Origin of the sequence: Mesotoga sp. (genome assembly GCF_035363035.1) — a bacterium.
GTDB lineage: Bacteria > Thermotogota > Thermotogae > Petrotogales > Kosmotogaceae > Mesotoga.
In genome coordinates this window covers 1-13974 of the sequence record NZ_DAOSEH010000063.1, presented here as the reverse complement: position 1 = coordinate 13974, position 13974 = coordinate 1, and the positions used below count along the sequence as shown (strand labels likewise).

Annotated in this window: 11 protein-coding genes; 3 read left to right on the top strand and 8 right to left on the bottom strand. The window is 49.8% G+C overall.

All coding sequences use genetic code 11. The annotated features are described in order from the left end of the window. From PKX57_RS09145 to gntH, 7 genes are all read right to left on the bottom strand, one after another. The coding region (locus tag PKX57_RS09145; RefSeq protein WP_472416912.1) for an ABC transporter permease at positions 1-775 on the bottom strand (775 nt) is incomplete at its 3' end. Between the two features lie 5 nt (positions 776-780). Next, a complete protein-coding gene (locus tag PKX57_RS09140; protein ID WP_213919910.1) occupies positions 781-1791 on the bottom strand; it encodes an ABC transporter permease subunit in 1011 nt (336 codons plus the stop codon). Positions 1792-1866: 75 nt separating this feature from the next. Further along, the gene (locus PKX57_RS09135) at positions 1867-3438 is read right to left on the bottom strand and encodes an ABC transporter substrate-binding protein (RefSeq protein ID WP_472414018.1); all 1572 of its coding nucleotides are present in this window, start codon (positions 3436-3438) and stop codon (positions 1867-1869) included. Positions 3439-3490: 52 nt separating this feature from the next. After that, entirely contained in the window at positions 3491-4525 is a 1035-nt protein-coding gene (locus PKX57_RS09130) for an L-Ala-D/L-Glu epimerase (protein ID WP_472416910.1), read from the bottom strand. Positions 4526-4633: 108 nt separating this feature from the next. Continuing rightward, entirely contained in the window at positions 4634-5380 is a 747-nt protein-coding gene (locus tag PKX57_RS09125; protein ID WP_472416908.1) for a GntR family transcriptional regulator, read from the bottom strand. Beyond that, a complete protein-coding gene (locus tag PKX57_RS09120; RefSeq protein WP_472414897.1) occupies positions 5377-6495 on the bottom strand; it encodes an exo-beta-N-acetylmuramidase NamZ family protein in 1119 nt (372 codons plus the stop codon). Before PKX57_RS09120 ends, PKX57_RS09125 begins: the two co-directional genes overlap by 4 nt. Positions 6496-6653: 158 nt before the next feature. Next, the gene (gene gntH, locus PKX57_RS09115; RefSeq protein ID WP_213921915.1) at positions 6654-7892 is read right to left on the bottom strand and encodes a guanitoxin biosynthesis MBL fold metallo-hydrolase GntH; all 1239 of its coding nucleotides are present in this window, start codon (positions 7890-7892) and stop codon (positions 6654-6656) included. 243 nt (positions 7893-8135) lie between these two features. Between gntH and PKX57_RS09110 the strand changes: the two genes are divergently transcribed. The 3 genes from PKX57_RS09110 (at position 8136) to PKX57_RS09100 (ending at position 12669) form a co-directional block, all read left to right on the top strand. Further along, positions 8136-8567, top strand: a complete 432-nt coding sequence (locus tag PKX57_RS09110) for a hypothetical protein (protein WP_213921914.1) — start codon at positions 8136-8138, stop codon at positions 8565-8567. 316 nt (positions 8568-8883) lie between these two features. Further along, the gene (locus tag PKX57_RS09105; RefSeq protein ID WP_213922523.1) at positions 8884-10206 is read left to right on the top strand and encodes an MASE3 domain-containing protein; all 1323 of its coding nucleotides are present in this window, start codon (positions 8884-8886) and stop codon (positions 10204-10206) included. Between the two features lie 351 nt (positions 10207-10557). Continuing rightward, the gene (locus PKX57_RS09100) at positions 10558-12669 is read left to right on the top strand and encodes an InlB B-repeat-containing protein (protein ID WP_472416906.1); all 2112 of its coding nucleotides are present in this window, start codon (positions 10558-10560) and stop codon (positions 12667-12669) included. 208 nt (positions 12670-12877) lie between these two features. Here the strand turns inward: PKX57_RS09100 and PKX57_RS09095 are convergent. Further along, on the bottom strand, positions 12878-13974 hold a 1097-nt coding region (locus PKX57_RS09095), incomplete at its 5' end, for an ABC transporter permease (RefSeq protein ID WP_472416904.1).

Here is a 13974-nt window from a genome sequence, read left to right as displayed (position 1 = left end):
AGATCCACCACTGGTCGATCAAAAAGTTTCGGCCGTCGGAAACCATAGCTCCCCATTCCGGCGTGGGTGGCTGCACTCCCAGCCCCAGGAAGCCGAGACTCGCGGCGGTCAGTATTATGGTGCCCATCCTGAGCGTCAGTTGAACGAGAACAGGCGAAATGCACATGGGAAGAACATGGAGGAACATTATGCGCAGATTGCCTCCGCCAGCTGCCCTTATGGCCTCGATGTACGGCTGGGACTTGACTTTTATCGCTTCGGCCCTCGACAGTCTCGCGTAAGTGGTCCAGGAAACGATTGAAATCGCTATGATCGTGTTGGTGAGGTTAGGCCCCAGCATGGCGGCGAAAGCCATTGCCAGCACTAGGCTGGGAAAGGCCAGGAACATATCGGTGATCCTCATGAGGACTTCATCGACGATACCCCCGAAATACCCGGCCGTCACCCCGATAATTATACCGATCGAACCGCTTATTACCGAAACGAGAAATATGATCCAGAGAGCCGTTCTCGATCCTGTGATGACTCTGCTGAAAATATCCCTCCCGAACTGGTCCGTTCCGAAGAGATGCTGCCAGCTCGGCGATTGGAGCTTTATCGAAAGGTTCTGTTCGACTGGACTGTATGGCGCTATGAGTGGGGCGAAGGCTGCAATCAGCAGGAATATCACTATTATTACCGACCCTATCATCGTCAGGCGGCTTCTTCTCCAGAGAAAAGCCGTGTGCTTCAGGTCGTCCATGAAGGGGCGGGATACTTTGGCTGTCTTTTCCATTCAGATCACATCCTCATCCTTGGATCGAGAAGCGCGTAAAGAATATCCACTATCAGGTTGGCCAGGGAGTAGATGAAGGCTATATACAGCGTTCCGCCCATGACTGCGGGATAGTCGAGGAAGAGCATTCCAGTCGTTATGTATCTGCCCAGTCCCGGCCAGGAAAAAACCGTTTCGGTCAGGACCGCTCCCTCCAGAAGACCTCCGAAGACCAGCCCTATTATGGTTATGGTGGGTATCATAGAGTTTCTGAGGGCGTGGCGGTAGATAACGACGTTTCTCTTCAAACCTTTGGACTTGGCCGTTCTTATGAAGTCCTGCTTCAATACATCCAGCATGCTCGCCCTGGTTATTCTCGCGATCGACGCCGTGGCGTTGTAGCCGAGGACGAAGGCGGGAAGGAGAATGTGGAGCAACGCTTCCTTGAAAGTGTCCCACTGGCCGGCGAGGGCCGAGTCGATAAGGTACATTCCGGTTACTCTTGGAGGCGGATATGTGAAGAAACCCAGTCGGCCGCCGCCGGGAAGCCACCCCAGCTTGAAGTAGAAAACCAGCAGCAGCAGCAGCCCTATCCAGAAGACAGGCATCGAGACTCCCAGTATGGAGAAGATCCTCGAGAACTGGTCTATCGCTTTATTTCGATGGACGGCCGAAAGGACACCCAGCGTTATCCCAAGAAAGATCGAGATTATTATCGCGACGATGGCTAGCTCCATCGTGGCGGGGAAATAGTTCATGATGTCTTTCATGACCGGGTTGCTGGTTTTCAAAGACACTCCGAAGTCGCCACGCAACGCGCCTGCAATGAAGTTTCCGAACCGTATGATTAGAGGCTGGTCGTACCCCAGTTTGGCCTTCAGTCTATTTATGGCTTCTGGAGGGGCATTTCCACCAAGGATCGCACCCACGGGATCGGCGGGTATTATATTTGCTATGAAGAAGACGATACAGGCGACCCCGAATAGAACTATGATCATCAAGAATAGTCTTCTCAGTAAGAATTGTCCGAAGTTCACAGAATTACCCCCAATAGAGATTTCAGATTTTTATGAAGGATAACGCCCCGCTCTCTGAGCGGGGCGGGGGATATTTTACTTAGAAACCTTGGTGAAGTCGAACAGCATTCCGTAACCGAACGCCGCTTCTTCGAAATTCTTGACTTCCTTGCGGATTCCCCAGAATTCGACCGTCTGGTAGAGCATGGCGAACGGTCCGTTGTGGAACCAGTATTCGGTCAGGTCCTTGTAGATCTGTTCACGCTTGTCCTGGTTGGGCTCTATCTGACCCCACTCGCAAAGGGTGGCTGCGTAGTCGTCGTACCAGGCGTTTCTCCAGGCGAGCTGGTTGGCCCTGTAACTGGCGTGAGACATGGCCAGGTTGTCCGGGTCGGGATAGTCGTTGCCCCAGCCGGCGATGATCATCTGGTGGCCTTGTGCGCGGTACTTTTCATACATCTGAGAAGACTGCACGATGACCAGATTCACTTTTATGCCGGCCTTCGCAAGATCGGCCTGGATCTTTTCGGCCTCGGCCTTTCTGGTATCGGTGTTGCTCGTGATCAGCTCGACCTCGAATCCGTTGGGATATCCAGCTTCTGCGAGGAGCGCCTTGGCCTTTTCTATATCCTGGTAGAAGGGATTCTCTTCGACGTAGCCGAAGTATCCCTTGTTGATGAAGCCCTGCACCAGCATTGCGTTGTTGAGCATGATGTCCTCGACGATCTCTTTGTAGTTGATGGAGTATCTGACGGCCTCTCTTACCTTCGGATCCTTGAGCGGTCCCCAGCTGGCGTTCATGGCCAGATACTCGTTAGAGTGACCCGGAACCTTAACCTCGACCACGTTGGGATTCTTCTTGGCCTCGGTGAGAAGCTGCGGCGTGAGGTCCCAGGCGACGTCGATGTCGCCTCTCTCGAGGAAGAGTCTCTGGTTGGAAGCCTCGGGGACGTCTCTTATCATTATTCTCTTCAGAGGCGGCTGAGAGCCGTAGTAATTGGGGTTGGCCTCGAGAAGAATCACGTTGTTCCTCTCCCACTGCACCAGAACGTATGGACCGGCGCCAGCGGAATGGTCGGCGAGCCAGGCCGTACCGAGATCACCATTGACTTCATTTGCGAGAACTACGTCTTTGTTCACGATCCCGGTGAACATGTTCGAGAGTATGCCGAGGGTTATGTTTTCGGCGTACGGAGCGTTCAGGGTTATCGTTATGGTGTTTTCGTCGATCTGTTTGATTTTCTCGTCAACGTTATCTTTGTTGATCCCGAAAATATCGACGAGGAACCATGCCGAGACGGAGTCGAGAAGGATGGGTCTCTTCAAAGAGAAGAGAACATCTTCGGCAGTCAGGGGATCCCCGTTGGAGAACTTGACGCCCTGCCTTATGTAGAAGATGTAGGTGAGTCCATCTTCGGAGATTTCCCAGCTCTCGGCGATATCGGGAACCGGAACTATCACGCCGTCGATGGCTTTGAGATTGACGAGCTGAGCGTAGCAGGCGGCGACGATCTTGTTTGGAAGAACCTCATAGGCAACTGCCGGATCCATGGTTATGAAGATACCGGTGTTGGAGCCTATCACCAGAGTATCCTTCGGTGTCGCGGCAAATCCCGTGACTGCAACAATGAGTACAGTTAAGAAAACTAGCATGAAGCTTCGCTTCATTCTTGCACCTCCTTTTTTCCCACGAAATAAGGGTGACGACATAAAAAGAATATTAAAATAAGATTGGGTATTGTCTATCTCTTTCCTGTCTGAAACCCACCGGCTCTACATTCTTCAGAAGCAGGTGAGAATCGAGATCGTGGTACATAAAGGCCCCCGTACCGGCCGCAAAGTGGACGCTCTGCGAGACACCGATCCCCGACTCGCTCATGCAGCCTATCATCAGTCCGATTCCCGCGCTGTTGCACATTTCCACTATCGCCAGGGCATCGGAGATACCCGATTTCATAAGTTTTATATTTACGAAATCCACCGCGCCTTCCTTTATTAGACGCATTACATCGAACTTCGTTCGCGCGCTTTCATCGGCGCCGACCGGGTACATCGAGCCCTGTCTGACGATTTTGAGTCCATCGAAGTCCTCGGCCGGTACTGGTTGTTCGAATATGCCGACCGGAACACTGTTCCTGTACATCGCGTCGATGAATCGCAGAGCTTCTTTCGGCGTGTAGCCGGTGTTGGCGTCTATTATGTATTTAACGCCCTTTATTTCGTCGTTGACCGCCAGTACCCTTGCGATATCACTCTGAAGGTCTTCTCCGACTTTCATCTTTATAACTTTGTGACCGGCGTTGAAGATCTCCCTGGCATCGTTGACGGTCTCTTCCAGGCTCCCTATGCTGACAGTCTTGTCGGTTTCGACGAAATCTTTCATCCCTCCAAGTATCTGGTAGACGGGTGTGGAAATCAGTCTGGAGAAGGCGTGGAGGGTTGCAAACTGAACCGCGGCCTTCAAACTAGGGGCGCTTCTCGAATAAGCGTCGAGCTTCTTGAATACCCTGCGGTAATCTTTCACGTCCAGTCCCTTAATTGTCTCCAGCATCTCCGCACGAAGCTGGAAGATGCTTTCGTTGCTCTCTCCGTTCACTCTGAACGAAGAGGATGACTCACCCAGACCGATCGTGCCGTCGGCGAGAACCAATTCAACTTCGATGTTTACTTTAGAGCTGGATACGCTGTTTGCGATGTGAAAAGGTTTTACGAAGTCCCATTTCCTTTCTGTGAAACGAAGATCGCTTATTTTCATTTGCTCCTCCCGATTAAAGAAAGACTTTGACGAAAAACTATAACTATGATACTCCATAGACGGCACAGTCAAAACAGAGAGAATTAATCTGATAATACCATCGCTTTTTTATATTCGTCTTACGATCTTGAACTTGCTCTTATCGGCCCTATAAAGAGAAACGACAAATTCCACGCAGACATCGCTTTTGGTGTAGGTGAAGCGCTTTCTCAGGATCGCGCAGTCGTTCACTTCCTGCTTGAGGAAGCGAGCCTCGTCTTTCTTCAACCTCGCAAGTTCCATCTCTTCCTCCGCGTAGGAGATGTTTATTTCGAATTCATTTCTGAGTATATCGTAGAGCGATTCCTTCTCCATATCGCGCTGGACGATGTTCAGCAGTCTTATATCGGCACCGACGTTCAGATAGGCTTCCTCGATCGCGTACGGCTCCTCTTCGAGAAACCTGACCCTCTTCAAATAAACCACGAGAGCTTCGGCCGGGATTTTGAAAAACTCCACAGCATCGACCGGAACTTTTACAAGACGGTTTTCGAGCACCATCGACCTGGTTTCGCACCCCCTTTTCTTGGCCTCATCGGTGAAACCGGTCAACGTCGCGAGTTGCTCCTCTCTCTTGGAGCCTGTGACAAAGGTCCCTTTGCCTTTGAGCCTTTCGATGAACCCCTCTCTTCTCAGCTCGTCCATGGCTCTCCTGACCGTGAGCCGGCTGAGCCCGTGTTTCTGGCAGAGCTCCTTTTCGGTGGGAAGTTTGTCACCCTTCTTGTACTTCCCCGACTGGAGGCCTTCCTTCAATTCGACGTACAGTTTGTAATAAAGCGGAACGGGCGTTTCCCCCATGACTTCCCCTCTCGTCATCTGTAGAAAAGTCTCCCCGGATGTATGAGACAGTCCTGCACAAATTCGATGAATTCCTCTCCCGAACTTTCCCATTGATCGGGGTTGAGTGATCCCGACCTTATTTTCCTCGAACTTTCTTTCACTCCCATAAGATCGTCGAGGCGATCGGAAATCTCGAATTTCTCATATTTTAGCAAATACTCCATAATACTTAGCGCCAGCAGGAAATAATTGTCGCTTTTCGACGGGAAGAATTCGACACCGTCGCAGCTCGCGTTGGCGTATTTGCGGTAAAAGGGCATGAACTCCCTCCTTCTGACCTTCACGGACGGGAAGTCCCCTTTTATTTTCTCAGTCATGCCGAAGCCATCTATCCAGGGCGCCCCTATAACGAGGAAGGGTTTGAAGGTCCCCCGGCCTTCCGAGACGTTGGTCCCTTCGAAAAAGCAGGTGCCGGCGTACCCGAGAAGAGATTCGAAGGTCGGTATGTTCGGCGAGGGAACGTTCCACACGAGCGAGGTCTCATCGAAAGACCCGCCCTTCCAGCCTTCGGCCGGTACCACACGCAGATCCAGGTCGAGCCCACCCAGCTTTTTGAAGTACCTGGCCAGCTCTCCCGAAGTTAGCCCGTACTGGAGTGGCAGCCGATAGCCACCCACGAAAGTTTGAAGATCGTTTTCTATTCTGGAGCCGAAAACGCCCCTCCCCAGAGGATTGATCCGGTCCAGCACCATGTATCGCTTCCCGTTTTCTGCAGCCGCTTCCATCGTGAAGGCAAGAGTGTAGATGAAAGTGTAGTAGCGGAGACCGACGTCCTGGATGTCGTAAACGAGTATATCCAGACCGTCGAGATCCTCGGTTCGCGGTTTACGCTTGCTGCCGTAGAGACTCACCACCGGCACGTTATACCTGGGATGGATACTATCATCGTACACGGCCCCGTCGGCTATTCCGCCCAGCCCGTGCTCGGGAGTGAAGATCTTGCGTATCTTCAAACCCCTTTCGAACATCATATCTATCCCGCAGCGAAGAGAGTTGTCGATGAACGAGTAGTTAGTTATCAGACCAATCGATAGATCTTTCAGGTCGGCGAAATCCCGTCTCGACAGTATATCTATCCCCTGTAATACCAAGAAGCTCACCTCCAAGCGAAATCTCTCAAGTACAATAATGCCATATTGTCATGCCATTTAGTATCTTTCTATCGTGTCCTCATTAATACTCCAGCTAAAAAAAGGCCGATCTCTTCGTCGGCCTTTTTCCTGTCTTACTGGCGGTAGTATCTGGCTTTTTATTTATCCCCAACTTCGTAGATTTCCTCGGGAACAATGCTTCCCAGGAGCGTATCGTTAAGCTGGGCGAACGGGCCGTCATATTTGGGAGGAGCGATTTGATCCTGGGGATACATGTACGGTTGCGGATACCAGGCGTAATCCGAAACCACTGCTCTGCGAAGAAGGATATCGTTCTTTGAGACATTTATCACGAGCAGGTCAGTGGCGATTGCGACGGGCCCTTCATAAGACAGGCGTATGTCTTCAATCGCAGGCCCGACGGTATCTTCGTTGGCCTGAAAGTGCGTGGCGACCCCGAGCCTCGGGTTTGTTTGACTGAGTATATAGCCGAAGGCTTTCTGTGAGGTGTGAGAATTCCTTTGCACGGCCAGCGCAAATGCCACAGCCCTTTCCCAGCCGGGGTCTCCAGGATTCAATCCCGAGTTTTTACTGGCCCACACTTCGGGCGGCACAACCATCTCATGGATCAGAACATCGATACCCTTAGCCTGCTCGATCATATAGTAATTGGGTATTGTATCGCCCGAGAAGATCATCGAAAGACCGTTCCATTCGAGTTTATAGCTTATGCTTCCATTTCTGTCGTGAACGGCGGGAAAATGTGTAATTTTTACACCGTTCTCCTCGTATGCGACTCCGCCGACTGTCATATACGGCAGCTCCTTCGCTATTATCTCGTAACCGTCGCGACCGTCTTTCAGCCCTGTGCTCAAAAAGCTGAAAGCCTCCACGTGCCATTTCATTAGTTTCTTTAGATTCTCGGCGAACGCCTGAGTTCCTTCTTCGGGATCATCTCCGGAAGGTCCATACAGATAGAGAGGAGTCTTGCGATCTTGAGAGGGACCGAAACAGTAAAGCGTTATTAAATCTCCAACATGGTCTCCGTGCAGATGAGTGAGGAAAACCTTGTCCATGCGTGATGGTGGAATGCCGGCCGCAACGTAATTGGATGAAACGCCTGATCCAAAATCGAATACGAAGCTGTCTCCATTACCCAGTTCGACAAACACGCTGTTGCACTGCTGGGCGATTCTCGGCACAACCGATGTCCCCATGAATGTTATCCTCATCTGATCATCTGCGAGCTGCTCACCGGGAATAAAAGGTTCAAAAGCGCTGATTATCTGTCCTGGAAAACCACTATAGGTGGCGTATCCGAAAGCGCAGGAAGCTATCGCCATAATAACGCATAAAACCAGAGATCTCAAAACTTTTCTCCGAATCAATCCTACCATCGTTCTCCCTCCTACTTTTCCTTGAGTCTTTCACTTTTGAATTGCTGTAACTCCATGGAATTTTCCGTAAAACTATAGATACACACACTTCGCTGTGAATGAATTGAACCTTATAGAATATATAACAGCCGTATGCCCGATATCTCCGAAGACCTACTGTGAAATTTCGATCACTGTTTTGCGCTGTCGATAGTATAATACTGCTCCGCGCGCGTGATAAGATACTAACCGGAGGCGATCGGGATGCAATTACCGCTCTTCATGACGGTGAATCTGATCAACATATTCACTTTTCTGATGTTTCTATCTAGGGTAAAGTGGCCGAAAGTCGAGATCTTGTTCGGAACGGCGACGATCATCCTGGCTCTTCCCGCGGTGACTATCGGCGCTCTCAACCTTTTGAGGTCGGCAAATTTCCTTCTCTGGTTCCCTGCGATTCTTTACGGTTTCTGGGCTCTGCTCGCACTGGTTGTGGATTATCTTTTGAAGATAGAGTTCAGGAATCCCGCTAAACCATCCATACTGGTACCCTTCCTGATTCTTTTTTACTTCTCCGTCGGTGGGATGGCTGCGGCATTTTACAGGATTGATCTGTACCTGTGGCTCATCTCGGGAGTAACCTCTATCCTCAATCTGTATGGAGCTTACTACGCCGGTAAACAAGGCAAAGGTTGATCTCTATATTGAATGGAACAATACATGATTTTGAAATAATGACTATTTTACAGAATTAGTGATCTTGATTCTCCTGGATGCATAAGTCTGTTCGTCAACTATGGTGAAAATCATCACATTGAAATTGATTTTGGCAACGGAAATCAGTGAATCATGGAAGTACTATCTTCAATGCTTAATAACACCTTTTCATTCTCTCGATTGACTTGTGTGGATAACATACAAGATTGAACCGTGATTTTGATAGAATTACGGCATATCGACAGTGATTCTATTTAGAAGGCTCCGGTCTCTTTTCAATATCGGGAGGTAAATGATGAAGCTGAGGAGTCATCTTATCTTTTGGGGTTCTCTAGCTTTGATTTCGTGGGGATTGTCGAGATTCAACTATCTTTTTTACCACTCTACAGTCGAGATATTCACCATATCTGTCGCAATGATGCTGGTGGCCGTCGCCTTAATTGCCAGAAGCAAGAACAACATCGTGTTCAGGCTGGGCAGTCTTTACGCTGTGGTGATGGTTTTCGATATACTTCATACGCTAACCTTCAAAGGCATGAGTGTCTTTCAGAACTGGTCCGCCAATCAATCGACGCAGTTCTGGATACTCGGAAGGTCTCTGGAAGCCTTGGGCCTGGCGCTGGCAATAGTGTTGCCAAATTGCAAAAGGTGCAACATCTTCTACTGGATATTTGTCGCGGCTTCGGGCATCACGGGTATCCTGCTGGTGGGAAGTGGCGTTTTTCCCGACTGCTACCTCGCCGAAACTGGTCTGACTTCTTTCAAAATAATCATGGAGCTGGTGATCCTTGGAGTCATAGCATTCACGATCTTCCTGCTCATGAAAACGGACAACAAAGAGATCAGACCGTATAAAAACTACTATCTGACGGCACTTTTCTTCACCGCCCTGGCCGAACTGTTTTTCACAATTTACACAGACCCTTACGGTTTCACTAATACACTGGGACATATTTTTAGGCTAATCTCCTATTTCGTGATACTGGAAGGGATAGTCGTGCGATCCTTCACCGAGCCTCTGGATACGCTCTATAATGACATGAATACTATGGTGGAGGAACTCACCAGTATCATTAGTGAAACCACCGAGATCAAGGATCCGTACACCGCCGGTCGCCAGAAAAGAGTTGCGGCGCTTTCGGAAGAGATAGCCAAAAAGATGCACCTCTCCGGCGAGAGAAGAAAGGAGCTGGTTCTTGCGAGCAGATTGCACGACGTGGGCACTCTCTTCGTCCCCACGGATATCATCTCGAAAGTCACACCTGTATCGCAGATCGAATACAACCTGATAAAGCAGCACGTGATCAAATCCTACGAACTTCTCAAGGGCCTGCCTTTGAGCTGGAGAATCTTCGAAATAATACGACAGCACCACGAAAGGATCGACGGTTCGGGATATCCCAGGGCGCTCAAAGGAGATGAGATACTTCTGGAGGCCAAAATCCTGGCAGTCGCGGATGTACTGGAGGCTATGAACTACGACAGACCACACCGTAAGGCACCGGGAATGGAGAAAGCCGTCGAAGAGCTGAAAAGAAACTCGGGCATATTGTACGATGCCAGGGTTGTTGAAGTCTGCATAGAGGTGATCGACGGCGGCTTCAAATTCGACGGATAGTCGTTCAAAGTCAATCCAGTGCTTTCAACAGATGACCCCTGCTGAACCGCCCCCTTCTTTTAAGGCCGACTTCCAACATCTGAAAGGCTGAATACACGCTTGCTCGTTAGTCGGCTCTTTGGGTAGTTTTCTATCTCTTATGCTTCGGGTTTATTAAAAACTTCTTCTAGATTATGTGCCTGAGATGATAGACTTAAAACAAAGAATGTACTAACGCCGCTCTCTTTTCTCTTGACACAGAACTTTTTCTATCATGTTTTAGCTCCCGGCGCGGTGATGATAAGGCTAAAAGAGATCTACAATGGCTTTTTTAGATTCATTACTATCACTCTTCACTAAGGAGGCATGAGAATGAAAAAGGTATATGTGTATTTCGCAGTTGTATTGCTTCTTATATTGATTACCGGCTGCCCGTCTTTCTGGAAAGCGGCCGATGCCACTCTGAAGCAGTTGATGTACAACGGGATAAGTGTTCCTGGCTTTGATGCCAAAAAAACCGGTTATTCGGTCGAACTTCCCGCGGAGACGACAGAGCCACCAACGGTGACGGCCGTTCCCGCTGTTGAAGGGGCAAACGTTGTGATAACTAATGCCGAGACTCTTCCGGGGACCGCTACAGTGTTTGTCACCTCTTTGAATGGAAAGGCGACAAAGACTTATTCAATCTATTTTACGGTGAAGAAGATAACTATCTCAATCACGGCCGTTCCACCCGACGGTGGAGTGTTCGAGGGAGATGGAGACTATAACTACGGCGATCTGGTGACGCTAGTAGCTACGCCATCTATTCATCACACTTTCAACGGTTGGTATCTTGACGAGCCGGACGAGTTAACCTTCAACGAAAGCAATGACCCTGTTTATACAGATCCAATTGTCTCTTTCCATGCTTCGCAGGATGTGGATCTACTTGTAGAGTTCGATCCGATGCAATATACGTTTACGGTTGTGGCAGATCCTCATGAGGGTGGAGAGGTTACCGGTGGAGGAACTCTCAATTACGGTGATTCTCTAAATCTGAGCGCATTACCTAATACAGGTTATGGCTTTGAGGGATGGTGGATAGACAGCTATATGTTTAGTGATCAAGCTGTAGACTCGGTTAGCACTGTCGAAATCCTCAATCATACTGAGTGTATAACGTGTACCGAGCACATCGTTAAAGGAAAGTTCAATCCTTCTGCGCCCCAGTGGCAACTGGATGTGACGATCGAGGCAACACCGATCTACGGAGGAGAAACCTGGGGTGAGGGACTGTATCCGTACGGCGTAGATATCACTGTTGGAGCTACGCCGAATCGGCACTTCGATTTCGATGGGTGGTATTACGGTGGAGAACAGCTAAGTGAAGGCGCTACCTACACTTTCCCGGCAAATGAATGGTACACCGAGGGGGTAACATACACCGCGCTTCCCTTACAGGGAGTGTTTGTAGATGTACTATACAAATTCAACGCCGTTGCCGAACCTCCCGAGGGGGGACAGGTGAGTGGTGGCGGTATCTGTACTTACGGTGATTATCTGGCATTCTTGGCTTCTGCGAATTCTTCTTATTCCTTCCTGGGATGGTACTACGGAGAAGAATATATGAGCGGGTCCACGAGTTTCACCCTTAACACCGGCAGCTTCCTGGATACCCACACGCTTCCCATAACAAGCACAGAGCACAGCTTCACTTTTACCGGGAAGTTTGAACCCCAGACTCCACCACCGGGATGGCTGATGATTACAATCGATGCTTCACCTACGGACAAAGGCGAGCTAAGCGGCGCCGGAAAATATCCGTACGGGGAAGATGTCACGCTGGGAGCAACGCCAATTGATTACTACGATTTCGGGGGCTGGTACACCGAGGGGAATTTACTGAGCGAAGAGCTTCCATACACATTCAATACGTCGGATTGGCTGCCGACGCAGGGTGTGACCGATACTCTTCCAATAGTCGCCTGGTTCCCGCCGATAGATTATCAATTCAACGTGGTGGCTAACCCTCCCGAAGGTGGGGAGGTTATGGAAAGCGGGAAGTTCAGGCACGGTGACCCCATGGTTTTGAGTGCAATCCCCAACGATAATTATCTATTCAAAAACTGGACATTCGAGGGGGCCGAGTTCAGCGATCAACCCGTATGGGAAGGGTATTCCACATTCTTCCTTGCTAGATCGACCTGTATAGGCTGCACCGAATTCACCATAGTAGGTAATTTCGATCTGGATGTGCCCGACAGCATTACCGTCAACTTGAGACCCGAGCCACCGGAAGGCGGTCAAGTAAGCGGCGGAGGCCAATTCCCAAAGGGGTCAAGCACGGTTATAAGCGCTGTGCCGAATACCGGATATGGGTTTGGGGGCTGGTACTACGATCCATGCGGAAGTTTTTTCAGTGACTACCAATCTTTGACGATCGGAAACTTGCAGGAAGACTTGAGTCTTTTCGCTTCCTTCTATCCGTTAGGTGGCAACTGAAATGCCGCATTTCAAGAAGCGAAGATTTGCTTCTCGATCTTCAGCAGTCGGTCAATAGAAGGCAAAATCCGATTCATCAAGATTACTAAAAAAGCCTGAGGATTCACTCCCCAGGCTTTTTCTCTCCGCAGAGGCCATTCTGAAGCCTTAGCAGTATTTATAGCAGATTTGCATATTCCACAGGTAATTGTTTGATGAGAATCGAATTTCACTCTATCGTTCTTATCGATTCTGTTATGCTGAGTTTCGAGACCTTTCTAGACGAGGCAAGCGTCGTCAACACTCCGGCTGCAAGCGTTCCGGCAACTGCCAGAACAATCCCTAGCCAGGGTATCGACCAGTTCAGATGGCCGATCTCTGTTTTCAGGAACGAGTACACAGCGTAAGAGAGAATCACACCGAGAACGACCGACGAGATGGCACTTATGAGCCCGAAGATCAACCCTTCGTATGTCAGCATCGCCTTGAGCTGTTTTCCGGTCATACCGACCGCCCTGAGTATTCCGAACTCTCTCCGGCGCAATATGATCGTTGTGTTTATGGTGTTGGTTATGCCGCAAATGCCTATGAAGCCGACTATTGCGATCAATCCATAGACCAGCGTCGAAAGAGTCCTGATAGCGTTTTCCGTCTCTTTCCTGTACTGGCTGTAGGAGATGAAGGTCGAGTTTCTGTACCTTTTAGCGGTCTCCTCCACCACCGGTTCGATGGTTTCAAGATTGGCTCCCCTGCGCAGATATATGTCCACATAAGAATAATGATCAATGTAGTCCATCATCGTTAGGTGGACGTCGTTGCCTTCAGGCCTCAATCTGTCGATTATCTCTTCGCTGCACGCCAGAAGGATTCCGCCCTCAACCGTGTAGGCCACAGAAGGGAGCTCCTGAACTACCGCGCCGACGGTGAACTCGCTGTTTACAGGCAGCTGGACCATCGATTCCGTAAGATAATAAGTCTTGAGCAACACTCTGTCTCCTGCCTTTATATTGTGCCTGTTGCTGTTCTCGACATCTATGATAACCAGAGGTTCGGAAGTCATCCGGGCGAGATCTATCGACCCGGAGATCACTTTCGATTTCATCAGTTCTATCCCCGCCCTGTTGTAGGCGAGAAGGGCCATGTACTTTCCCGACTGATCGAACGTGGTGGCTCGCATTCCAGCCTGGGGATTGGGAACGGTCGCGTAGTTTTTGTTTTCCATCTCCGGGTCCTCGTATTCGCTGAGCAGCCGTCCGGTAAGGAACTTCGCTGCGGCTACCGTATCGACACCTTCTATTGACTGCAGCTCTTCGATCGCTTTTCCGT

What these genes read in the sequence shown, in the direction of transcription:
- PKX57_RS09110 (WP_213921914.1), top strand. Translation starts at nt 8,136, where the DNA reads ATGCAATTACCGCTCTTCATGACGGTGAATCTGATCAACATATTCACT.
- PKX57_RS09100 (WP_472416906.1), top strand. Translation starts at nt 10,558, where the DNA reads ATGAAAAAGGTATATGTGTATTTCGCAGTTGTATTGCTTCTTATATTG.
- PKX57_RS09105 (WP_213922523.1), top strand. Translation starts at nt 8,884, where the DNA reads ATGAAGCTGAGGAGTCATCTTATCTTTTGGGGTTCTCTAGCTTTGATT.
- PKX57_RS09125 (WP_472416908.1), bottom strand. Translation starts at nt 5,380, where the DNA reads ATGACGAGAGGGGAAGTCATGGGGGAAACGCCCGTTCCGCTTTATTAC.
- PKX57_RS09130 (WP_472416910.1), bottom strand. Translation starts at nt 4,525, where the DNA reads ATGAAAATAAGCGATCTTCGTTTCACAGAAAGGAAATGGGACTTCGTA.
- PKX57_RS09135 (WP_472414018.1), bottom strand. Translation starts at nt 3,438, where the DNA reads ATGAAGCGAAGCTTCATGCTAGTTTTCTTAACTGTACTCATTGTTGCA.
- gntH (WP_213921915.1), bottom strand. Translation starts at nt 7,892, where the DNA reads ATGGTAGGATTGATTCGGAGAAAAGTTTTGAGATCTCTGGTTTTATGC.